Below are 10,255 nucleotides of genomic sequence, written 5' to 3'. Positions count from 1 at the left end.
AGACCAGAACAGAGTAAAACTGTTAAGGCAGGTGCGGAACCCCGCAAGGGAAAGAAGCAGAAACCTAAATCGTGAGGTTTGGGAATCACCGTCCGTTTACGGCGGTGAGGATGTCAATGTTCCCTAGCTTTCGTTCCACTGAAATATGATTAGCTCGCACAATCCAAGCGAGTTGATTGCTCTCGTTGTAATTTAGGAGACAAGACAATGAACCCAGTTTTTTCCGATATATTTGACGGCAGTCCCTTTGACAATAACACAACTAACGGTCTTGGCTCCGATGATCTTATCGTTCTTGATAACGGTAGTGACACTTCTGACGGTGGTGCTGGTAATGATTTAATCTTTGGTAATGGGGGCAATGACACCTTAGTCGGAGGTGCAGGGATAGATACCCTGAACGGCGGTGACGGCAATGATGTGATCACCTCCGATGGCGACAGCGGAACCTATCGGGGTGATGCAGGTAACGACACCCTCTTTTCGGGACTTGGCAACGAAACTATGGACGGTGGCGCTGGCATCGATACCATCGACCACACCGCCTGGAGTGGTAACTACGTGTTCAATATGGCCACCGGGTTAACCGATTTTCTAGGTGAAAGCTTCATCAACTTTGAAAACGCCAATATGGGTGCCGGTAACGACTCGGTAACGGGTAATGCCTCCGCCAACCTGATTAACGGCGGTGCGGGCAATGACAACCTCGAGGGTGGCTTGGGTCAGGATACCCTTACCGGTGGCACTGGAAACGATTCCTTCCGGCTCACGGAAGTGTCGTTGATATCACCTCCATCCCCCAACCCAATTAATCCCCAGAGCCGTGATCTGATCACTGATTTCTCCGTACCCACTGATACAATCATTCTGGCGAACAGTCTTGACAGCACCTTGGCCGGCTCCATTAATCCGGGGATAAAGGGTCTGAGCTTTGTTGGTGGTAATGTGCCCGGAAATGTCCTTAACTCTTTATGGTTCTTCAAGGGACCAGGGCTAGACGGGCGACCATTGGGAAACGCCTCCGGCATCTACGTCAATACTACCGACGGCAACATCTGGTATAACGATTTCACCAGTGCCGGCAGTTACCTAATTGCCAATGTTGGCGCTAGTGCCGCACTTGGCATGACTAATGCTGACTTCGTTTACGGGGTGTAAGTCTCAGCTAGGCATCACAGCAGAACTATGCCATATCCCCCGCCTTTAGCGGGGGTTTTTTGTCGGCACCCCATCATTCAGTTACTAAAAATCACAACTTTAACCAAGCAAAACTCTGCCCTATTCAGCGATATTAATCCTTTCAAAAACAGCATTATTTTTGAGTATGTATTAACCAGGGAACCAATCTTCATCAAGAATTTTCTCAATTGTACAAGGACAGTCAACTGGTAAAGTTAAGCCACTTTTGCGGCTCGCTTTTCGCCGAGCTTTTTGATAACAATAACCAAATCGTTCTAAGGCATGATTGTAGATTACCTGAGAGCGAAACAGCAAGCTCAATTCCAATCTGAAATTATCTATCTCGTCTGTCCAGTGAGGTAGGTAGTAAGGATGCTTCCAGTAGGCATAAAGTAGCAGGTGACTGAGGAGTTGAATAAGAAAGCTTTCTGCTTTGTATTTGCGTTCATCAACCATTTCCTCTAATTCCTCGGCTAAAGTTTGCCAATCTAAAGTATTGCGCTCAGGCGATCGCAGTTTTGCTGCCTGGTCTTGCAGCCAAGCTACATAGTCTTTTTCATATAGCGTTTCAGCCATTAATTTTACCTCTATACTAAATCTTTTTTATTATATAAAAATCTACATCTCAGGGTATAGCTCAAGCACCAAGAAAATGCTGGTTATTGAAATATTACAGCCCATCATTGAGTCAATTACTAAAAACTCTCAGTTTAACTAATCAAAACTCGTTAGTTCGGTTTAGGGAAATTTTGCCATCTCCCATTTGGGACTTTCTCTCACTTATGGTGAGCAGCAGAAGTTATTAAAAGAGGGCGAAGACAATTCGCCCCGACAATAATATTATCGGCTATTTCTAGACCACAATAGCTAGAAATCACCGTAGTTTAATGGGCGGAGTCGGACTCGAACCGACATGAGGGGCTGCCTCGCCACATTTTGAGTGTGGTGCGTCTACCAATTTCGCCATTCGCCCTTGGCATTAGCTTTATCATTATAACCCATTTTTGGCCCTTTTAACAAATTTTGATAATCGGGGGAACCGGCCCAACGATCGATTTCTCGCGCGCGCAGGACGGGGAGGGGATGGGTTAACTGTTGGGTTTGCAAACCCTTTAACATTTCGCCCATTTCCGAGGCGCTGACGGCATCGTAGGACTTGGCCTGATCGATAAAAGCCTCTAAATTTAATAAAGGTGCGAGACTGGGGGAACCTCCGGCTAACTTCATTAACACCGACATGACGATTTTTGGGTCTTGAACTGCCAATAAAGCCGCTCGATCGCAACTAAACTCGGCGCAGCGCACCCATGCTAACATTCTCTGTTGTAGGGATCGTGCTAACATTGTCCCCCAATTGGGCAGTAATCCTGCCGCTAGGACGATAATATTGGCTAAAGTCAGATAAACGCCGTGTTCACATTTGAGATGTCCTAATTCGTGGGCCATTACCGCTTGAATTTCTGCGGGATTTAGCATTTCGATTAGGGAAGTGTGTATAACCATAAACGGTTTTTTGCCGCGCATGGCGAAGGTATAGGCGTTAGGAACGGGGTTTTGTTGAATGTATAATTGAGGTGGTTCTAAGTCGAGAATTCGGCAAGCTTCTAGGAGTAGATTATGCAGGTCGGGTAATTGTTTTTCTCCCACCAAAACACTAGCACCAATATTATTTAAGTAAAAGAATTCTTCAGCTACGGAACCTAATAAACTTCTCACGGCTATATCTAACCCAGGCAATTGTTTGAGGGAATTAGTTGCCTCTAGGTCGATGGGATGCCGAAAATCATTGGCTTTTAAGCCGAGTAATAACTGTCTTGATAATTCCATATTCTTATTCATTTAACCAAGCTTTGACGCGTTCTAAACTTTTCCAATCGGGTTTTCTAGCTAAACCATCGGCGATATTTTCATCCACTTCTTGGCGAACTTCTTTGTTTAAACTAACTAATTGTTGCACCAGTTCGATATGTTCTCTAACTCCGGCGGTTTTGGTTTCTAACATAGCTAAAACCAAATTGATCCGGTTTTGGGGGGAAACTTTATCGAGTTTTACGGCTTTTTGGGCGGCTTTTAGGGCTAATTCCGGTTTATCGGTGAGCATATATAACCAAGCTAAACAGGACCAAACGGCGGCATTTTTAGGAGCGCGATCGCTTAATTGTTTAAATTCCGGCAATAAACTGGCGGCGCTTTCTCCCTGTTGGTAGCGTTCTAAACCTTGTTCGAGGGTAAAATTGGCGGTTTCTGTCATTTTCAGCTGCGGGGTTAGTCAAGGAGCAATTTTAACGGTTATCGGTGTATTACATGGATTTAGTACAATTCACCTTTATCTAGTATTTTAGCAAAATTTGTCCCTTTGTCAGCAAAATTTTAAAAGACGATGCCGCGTTCTCGCCAGATCATCAATAAGCCACTCATCGAAACGAATAACATCACTGCTTGTTTAAATTGTTGGGGACTCATTTTTTCTAAAACTTTTTGTCCTAACCAATTACCTGGCCAGGCCGCTAATCCTAATAATAAACCGTAACCGAGAAAGGGCAGATGTAAAACTCCAAAGGCCGCGTAAGCGATTAATTTGGCCACATGAACCACTACCATGTGAACGGATTTCGTTGCCACCATTGGTTCTTTAACTAGCCCATAGTTGATATAAAACAGGTTCATCATCGGGCCGGTACTACCGACTAATCCCGACAGGAAAGCGTAGATAAATCCCGAGGGCATAAAATACCAGGTTTTAATCTCAAAAAAAGGATTTTCTTCTTGGGGAAATAATTGTTTAAGCGACGAGAAAACCAGAAAAATTCCCAAAACTAGCGGCAACCATTTGAATTGTAAATGGGCAAAGACAAAAGCGCCGAGGGTAGATCCCATAATTGCCCCAGGTAAATACCACACCGTCGAGGGCCAGTCAATGGCGCGCCAATACATTCCCATGCGTTGGACGTTACCGATTAGCATCCCCGTGGTCAAAACTGGAGGAATGACGGCAGCATCGAGAAACCAACCTAAAACGGGGAGTAGAATCAGGGGACTGCCGCCACCAGCAAGGGTACTAAAAAACCAAGCTAGACTACCTGCCAACATCAAGGTAACAATGATCATCGAGTTGTAAAGTTAATTCACAAAGAGTTACTTAATCTATTATGATATCTTCTTTTGGGTCTTCATCGGTATAATGCCATTCCACATTGGGCATAGCCTCGAAAGCTTGCCGGACGTAATCCTCCCAGAGTTTTCGCATTTTGGCTAGGTAGGGGTCTCCTAGGCGCAATTGTAACTTATGACGTAGGGTTAGGCTATTAGCTTCATACATACTCAAATAGATAGGCGGTCCGACGGAAATATTCGATTTCATGGTCGAATCGATGGAAAGTAAGGCACATTTAGCCATTTCCTCTAGGGGTGTATCATAGGTAATAGTGCGATCGAGAATCGGTTTACCGTATTTAGTTTCACCTATCTGTAAAAAGGGCGTTTCTTTGGTGGCTTGAATATGATTTCCCTGGGGATAAATCAGGAATAATTGCGGTTCTTCTCCTTTAATTTGTCCCCCAAGAATAAAGTTACATTGAAAATCAATATTATCTTGTTCTAGCCAAGTTCTTTCCCTAGCTTGTACTTGACGACTTTTATCACCGATATAGTGGGCGATATCGTAGAGATGAGTCAGAGCATGGAGATTTTTATCCTCTTGATTGTGCAGATCTCTTTTTAGTTCGTGAATCACTCCTTGGCTAATCGATAAATTGCCTGATGTACAGACCATAATTACTCTTTCTCCCGATACCGAAAAGTCAAATAATTTCCGATAGGCCGAGATATAATCGACTCCCGCATTCGTACGAGAATCCGCACCCATAACAATGCCAAAACGATTGATAATTCCTAAACAGTAAGTCATTTTCAGTTATCAGTAATCAGTGAACAGTAATCAGTAAACAGTAATCAGTGAACAGTAATCAGTAATCAGTGAACAGTAATCAGTAAACAGTAATCAGTGAACAGTAATCAGTAAACAGTAAGTCATTTTCAGTAATCAGTAAACAGTAATCAGTGAACAGTGAACAGTAATCAGTAATTAGTGAAGATTGATAGGTGAATAATATCATTTAAAACTTAAAATTTAAAACTTAAAACTTACCACTTTAAACTGATAACTGATAACTGATAACTGATAACTGATAACTGATAACTGATAACTGATAACTGATAACTGATAACTGATAACTGATAACTGATAACTGATAACTGATAACTGATAACTGAATTAAGCCATAACCATACCACCATCGACATTAAAGACTTGACCGGTGATATAAATAGCGGCGGGATCGGCGGCTAAAAAACGCACCATCCCGGCGACTTCTTCCGGTTTTCCATAACGGGAGAGGGGAATATATTTGAGAATTTCATCTGCTTTGAGGTCATGAGTCATATCGGTTTCAATAAAGCCGGGGGCCACGGCATTAACAGTGATGCCTCGACTGGCAAATTCTTTGGCTAAAGTTTTCGTTAAACCGATGACACCGGCTTTAGCGGCGCTGTAATTAGATTGACCCGGATTACCCATCAAACCGGATACAGAAGTGATGTTAATTATGCGGCCGCTTTTCTGTTTTAACATCAATTTACTGACGGCGCGAGTGCAGAGAAAAACCCCGGTTAAATTGAGATCGATGACCGCTTGCCAGTCTTCTAATTTCATTCTTAACATCAGGGTATCCCGGGTAATACCGGCATTATTAACTAAGACATCAATATGACCGAATTTTTCTTTGGTACTATCTACTAAATTATCCACTTCTTCGCTTTTAGCCACATCTGCTTGTAGTGCTATTGCTTTTCCCCCGGCCGCGGTAATTTCTTCGACAACGGCATCGGCAGCACGGCTAGATTTAGCATAGTTCACCACTACAGTAGCACCTTGGCTGGCTAATTCTAAGGCGATCGCTTTACCGATCCCTCGCGAGGCCCCGGTTACTATGGCTACTTTGTCTTGTAAATGCTGGCATTCTGCGGGTAATAGTTTCATAATTTTCTGCATTCCCCAAATAATCGTCAAATCTCAAGAGAAAACTTTGTCCTGATAACTTTGCTCAAAACACTTCATTATCTCACAAGCGGGTTAATCTGACCGAAAAAATGCTCAATGGGGATCGCTTTGTCCCAACTTTCCCGTGGTTAGGATCGGGGAGAATTGGCTGCCACTAATTGATCAAGTTGCTGCTGCATCAAATAACAGACTTTCTCATAACATTCGCGTACATAACGGCGATCCCGGGCCGCTTTTTTGCCGTAACGTTCAAAAATAATTGGGGGACAAACCCGCGTCTGTATCGATACGGGTAAGGGAATATTCGGCAAGGGACCGATAGCTAGTCCCCAGGGTAAACCGAAATAGATGGGACAGGTTCCAGGGTCAATACCGAAAGGCCAAGGCATACCCTTTTTATGCAATTCTTTTAATTGAGGATAAATATCGTCGAGGACAAACAGGGTCGAGTGAGCGCCGTGGGAAATGGCGGGAATAATCGGCACTTCGTACTGTAAAGCTAGTTTAACAAAAGCTTGATTACCAGCAAAATGAATTTTATTTCTTAAACTGTGGGGACGGAAAACATCGGTAGCACCTCCGGGATAAATTAAGACACTAGCGCCACTATTTAAAGCAGCGATCGCCATTTTCGGATGAGCATGAATAGCTCCCATTTGGGCCACTAGATGCGCTTGGGATGGAAAAAATCGCCAGACTCGCGAATCCATCAAACCATAGACTAAGCGATCGCTGCCAAAGCGTTGGAACCAATCATACATCATCATAAACATATCGGGAGCCGCTAAACCGCCGTTATGGGAGCCGATGAATAATACCTGTCCTGAGGGGGGAATATTTTCCCAACCATCGGTTTTAACGCGAAAATAATGGTGATAAAACCAATCCAGAAGGGGGACAAATTTTTCGATCACCTGCGGATCGCGATCCTCTAATGACCAACCGGTGAGGGTATCAGCAGAGGCCTTGGCCGCTTGTAGGGATAATTCGGCAAAAGTCGCCGTAGATGAGATAAAAGAACTAAAAATCTGCATTGATGCCAAGTTGATAATTTAAGCGCATCTTATTATCGCAAATTTGGGTTAAAAAACCCATCGTTTTAGAACGGCTTTCCTTGATAATTTTATCATCTTTAATGTCTAATCTTCACAGTTGAACCAATTTTTATCTAATAATTGCTCTAAACTGTAAGGACATTCTGGGGGAAAATTGCTAGAAAAACCAGTTTTTTCTTGAACATAGGCTAAAGCATCCTGATAGATTATCGGTAATTCCTCAGCTAAATAATCCTGTAAATTTGTCGTTAGATATTTTCTTAATTGAGTGCGAAAACTGATAATTTCTGCTCGCCAATGATTCCGATTTCTTTCTGCTTCTGTTGTCCAATAGTGTAAAAGTAATAAATGCCTGATTACTTGTTCAAGTAAGCTACTGACTCGGTTTTTATCTCTTTTACTCAAGCTTTCTAATTCCTCAATTAAATGGATTACATCTAATTCATCTAAGCGATTTTCCTTGAGGATTTTTATTGTTTCCTCTAACCAAAAATGTTGATCAATTTCGTAAAGTAGGGGCAGGTTTTCTCCTCCCTCTACTTGCCAGGGATTCTGATTTAAAGTTTTCATTTCGTTGTTGGCGGTTTTTAATAGGAAATAAGTACCCTCATATATATATTAGGCGACTTTCTCCTAATTTTGATAGTGACACGGGAAAAATTACCGCCCCCCCTTACAGCAACTAACTGCCATTATCCCTAAATAGGGTCTGCTGAAAAAGTTTGTTGGTGGGGGCAGGGTGTGGGGTGTAGGGGTTTACCGATTTTGAGGTAGTCAGTTACCTAATTTTCAGGGAAAAAGTACCTGAATTTTACCCCCGATCACTCCAATGGTCAGCACTTTTTGAGGGGAAAAAAGTCTGGTTCTTCGGTTTGTCTTATGCAAAGGACAGGATTATAAGAGATGAAACCCTATATAATCCTGGGCAGGTTTATAACAATTTTCAATAGTCGTGACTAACATCTGAAAGCGAAATTCCGCTCTCAGAAAGAAATTGCGCTAGGGAAAGGATGTTCCCATTCAATTAATTTCTAAGCGCAAGTAGTTGAAGGAATAGGGGCTAGGGGGGATACCTAAGAAGTTATTTTTCGATTCTTGATCAGGGGCTATAAACCTAATTTTTCCGTAGGTTAAGTTTTTAGTTTTTACACAAAGAAACATTTTCATTGATCCCAGTTTTACCCGTTAATATCCATCCTTCTTGTGGTGATTTTATGGCAACCCAGTTCAGATTATCATTGGTTGTAAAGATCATTAAAGGAAAAAATTCACCTTTAATCATTTGTCCACTTTTAACGATGCCTAAAGGACGAGAATTAGTGGTAGAGTCTTCATAAATTATTAAGCCATTTTTCACGGAAGGATTAACGCGCAAGCAAGGAATATTTCCTAAAGAGGTGTTATAGGCAGTAACAGTATTTGTGGCTTTGAATTGACCATTTATCCAACAGCCATATTGTATTTTTCCCGAACCTATTTGATTGATGTCATTATCTAATCTCCACCAGTAGATTTCTTGTTGTTTCTTCTCTGCATTGGAGGTGTCAACTTCGCCAAAACATAATTGCTGTAATTCTAGTCCTGCTCCTAAGTCTGTATTGGAGAAACCGAAATCTATATTTGCATCGATTAATTTATCCCAACGTTGCCATAGTGTCCAGCCTGTTTGGGGTTGATTATTGGAACCATTCGGATCGCCTATTTCTGCTTGTATTTTTATGGAGAAAAGGTTGATCAAGCTATAAATTGTTAAACTGAGTAAGCTGGTTTTTAAAATGTTGGACATTCTCATCTTGAATTATTGTTTAGAGGAGTAATAGAAAGTAATGATCAAGCATGATTTCGAGAATAAACCCCTAGGAATTTGGCTCTCTTAGGTTTGGTGGGTGAAATGTATTCTAAGATACAGTCCTGCTGGCGAGCGAGTGGAAGGAACCACAGAGACACAGAGGACACAAAGCTCGATCGCTTCTATAGTAAGTTAAACTGATCACACAAAGAATAAGAGAGCCGATAAATTGTTTAAGAAGTAACACCCCAGAGGGTTGCTTCTCTCACGGGATTTCCCTTCATCCTTAATGCTTTATCTGCTCTGAATACAATTTAATTTGGTATCAGCAGAAGTCCCTCGCTTTTAGCGATGGGACTTCTGCTGACACTCAGTTAAATAGAGTAAGAGCTTATTGCCTCAAACCAGAGGATGTCACAGCACTATATTGGTGACAGGTAAACTATACACTCCAGCGATCGCCAATTGAAAGTCGCTGACTGCATCGCCGTTGGTATCCCCGCAAAGGAGACCGCCGTCAAAGCGCAGTTGTCCCGCTTGACCTGAAAAATCCGAGGCACCAATAAACGTGAAACTCTGATTACCAGCGTTGAGGGAGTTGGCATCGATGCCAGAGACATCAATATAGCGCAGTTGTCCCGCTTGACCTGAAAAATCCGAGGCACCAATAAACGTGAAACTCTGATTACCAACGCTGAGGGAGTTGGCATCGATGCCAGAGATGTCAATAGTATCAAGACCAGTATTGAAATCGAGGATTTTGTCTTGGTTTGCACCTTGACCGATTTCATCAACGCAGCCAGTATAGAGGTAATTGTCGGAACCGTTACCGCCGTTAAGAATGTCATCACCACCGCCACCAATAATGACATTATTGGCAGCATTACCGGTGATATTATCATTCCCCCAATAGCCATGGATTTGGATATTGTTACCGACAAAAGCAGTATTAGAGAAGTCGAGGGTATTGTCACTCCAATCACCGACGATGGTGACTTTTCCTGCTACTCCTGTACCGTCGATGGTTTCAATGCCGCTATTAACCCCAAAACTCTTGAGACCAATATCCACATTAGCCGCACCTTTGGCGACGATGGTATCTGTGCCACTTGTTCCTGTATCCGTAATGGTGTCATAGCCTTCAAAGGTATTCCACTCATTACTTTGATAGCC

Annotated in this window: 11 protein-coding genes and 1 tRNA gene; 1 reads left to right on the top strand and 11 read right to left on the bottom strand. The window is 42.6% G+C overall.

Annotated elements, in window-relative coordinates; genetic code table 11:
• The first annotated feature begins 207 nt into the window (after positions 1-207).
• A complete protein-coding gene (locus EWV84_RS07285) occupies positions 208-1,158 on the top strand; it encodes a calcium-binding protein (RefSeq protein WP_287077478.1) in 951 nt (316 codons plus the stop codon).
• Between the two features lie 171 nt (positions 1,159-1,329).
• Here the strand turns inward: EWV84_RS07285 and EWV84_RS07280 are convergent, their stop codons facing one another.
• From EWV84_RS07280 to EWV84_RS07230, 11 genes are all read right to left on the bottom strand, one after another.
• A complete protein-coding gene (locus EWV84_RS07280; protein WP_287077477.1) occupies positions 1,330-1,755 on the bottom strand; it encodes a DUF29 domain-containing protein in 426 nt (141 codons plus the stop codon).
• A 312-nt stretch (positions 1,756-2,067) separates the two neighbouring features.
• Positions 2,068-2,152 (bottom strand) — tRNA-Leu (locus EWV84_RS07275).
• Complete coding sequence (locus EWV84_RS07270; RefSeq protein WP_287077476.1) at positions 2,131-3,018, bottom strand: M48 family metallopeptidase; 888 nt, start codon at positions 3,016-3,018, stop codon at positions 2,131-2,133. Before EWV84_RS07270 ends, EWV84_RS07275 begins: the two co-directional genes overlap by 22 nt.
• Positions 3,011-3,430, bottom strand: coding sequence for a tetratricopeptide repeat protein (locus tag EWV84_RS07265; RefSeq protein ID WP_287077475.1), 420 nt, complete (start codon positions 3,428-3,430; stop codon positions 3,011-3,013). Before EWV84_RS07265 ends, EWV84_RS07270 begins: the two co-directional genes overlap by 8 nt.
• 119 nt (positions 3,431-3,549) lie before the next feature.
• Positions 3,550-4,287, bottom strand: coding sequence for a sulfite exporter TauE/SafE family protein (locus tag EWV84_RS07260; protein WP_287077474.1), 738 nt, complete (start codon positions 4,285-4,287; stop codon positions 3,550-3,552).
• Positions 4,288-4,318: 31 nt separating this feature from the next.
• A complete protein-coding gene (locus EWV84_RS07255; protein ID WP_287077473.1) occupies positions 4,319-5,086 on the bottom strand; it encodes a proteasome-type protease in 768 nt (255 codons plus the stop codon).
• A gap of 366 nt (positions 5,087-5,452) precedes the next feature.
• Positions 5,453-6,229 carry a 3-oxoacyl-[acyl-carrier-protein] reductase gene (gene fabG, locus EWV84_RS07250; protein WP_287077472.1) on the bottom strand — a complete coding sequence of 259 codons (777 nt, stop codon included), beginning with the start codon at positions 6,227-6,229 and terminating at the stop codon, positions 5,453-5,455.
• 137 nt (positions 6,230-6,366) lie between these two features.
• Positions 6,367-7,272, bottom strand: coding sequence for a lysophospholipid acyltransferase family protein (locus EWV84_RS07245; protein ID WP_287077471.1), 906 nt, complete (start codon positions 7,270-7,272; stop codon positions 6,367-6,369).
• 105 nt (positions 7,273-7,377) lie between these two features.
• Positions 7,378-7,863 carry a DUF29 domain-containing protein gene (locus EWV84_RS07240; protein ID WP_287077470.1) on the bottom strand — a complete coding sequence of 162 codons (486 nt, stop codon included), beginning with the start codon at positions 7,861-7,863 and terminating at the stop codon, positions 7,378-7,380.
• Positions 7,864-8,431: 568 nt separating this feature from the next.
• Positions 8,432-9,079, bottom strand: coding sequence for an SH3 domain-containing protein (locus EWV84_RS07235; RefSeq protein ID WP_287077469.1), 648 nt, complete (start codon positions 9,077-9,079; stop codon positions 8,432-8,434).
• Positions 9,080-9,496: 417 nt separating this feature from the next.
• Positions 9,497-10,255, bottom strand: a 759-nt coding sequence (locus tag EWV84_RS07230) for a M10 family metallopeptidase C-terminal domain-containing protein (RefSeq protein WP_287077468.1), incomplete at its 5' end; no start/stop codon positions are given.

The sequence above is a fragment of the Microcystis sp. M_QC_C_20170808_M3Col genome (assembly GCF_007095505.1).
Taxonomy (GTDB): Bacteria; Cyanobacteriota; Cyanobacteriia; order Cyanobacteriales; family Microcystaceae; genus Microcystis.
The sequence above is the reverse complement of the archived record's forward strand: the minus strand, read 5'-3'. Positions and strand labels throughout refer to the sequence as shown.

Bases quoted from the DNA above. Each gene is read 5' to 3' on its own strand.
- EWV84_RS07285 (WP_287077478.1), top strand. From the start codon at position 208: ATGAACCCAGTTTTTTCCGATATATTTGACGGCAGTCCCTTTGACAAT.
- EWV84_RS07280 (WP_287077477.1), bottom strand. From the start codon at position 1,755: ATGGCTGAAACGCTATATGAAAAAGACTATGTAGCTTGGCTGCAAGAC.
- EWV84_RS07270 (WP_287077476.1), bottom strand. From the start codon at position 3,018: ATGAATAAGAATATGGAATTATCAAGACAGTTATTACTCGGCTTAAAA.
- EWV84_RS07265 (WP_287077475.1), bottom strand. From the start codon at position 3,430: ATGACAGAAACCGCCAATTTTACCCTCGAACAAGGTTTAGAACGCTAC.
- EWV84_RS07260 (WP_287077474.1), bottom strand. From the start codon at position 4,287: ATGATCATTGTTACCTTGATGTTGGCAGGTAGTCTAGCTTGGTTTTTT.
- EWV84_RS07255 (WP_287077473.1), bottom strand. From the start codon at position 5,086: ATGACTTACTGTTTAGGAATTATCAATCGTTTTGGCATTGTTATGGGT.
- fabG (WP_287077472.1), bottom strand. From the start codon at position 6,229: ATGCAGAAAATTATGAAACTATTACCCGCAGAATGCCAGCATTTACAA.
- EWV84_RS07245 (WP_287077471.1), bottom strand. From the start codon at position 7,272: ATGCAGATTTTTAGTTCTTTTATCTCATCTACGGCGACTTTTGCCGAA.
- EWV84_RS07240 (WP_287077470.1), bottom strand. From the start codon at position 7,863: ATGAAAACTTTAAATCAGAATCCCTGGCAAGTAGAGGGAGGAGAAAAC.
- EWV84_RS07235 (WP_287077469.1), bottom strand. From the start codon at position 9,079: ATGTCCAACATTTTAAAAACCAGCTTACTCAGTTTAACAATTTATAGC.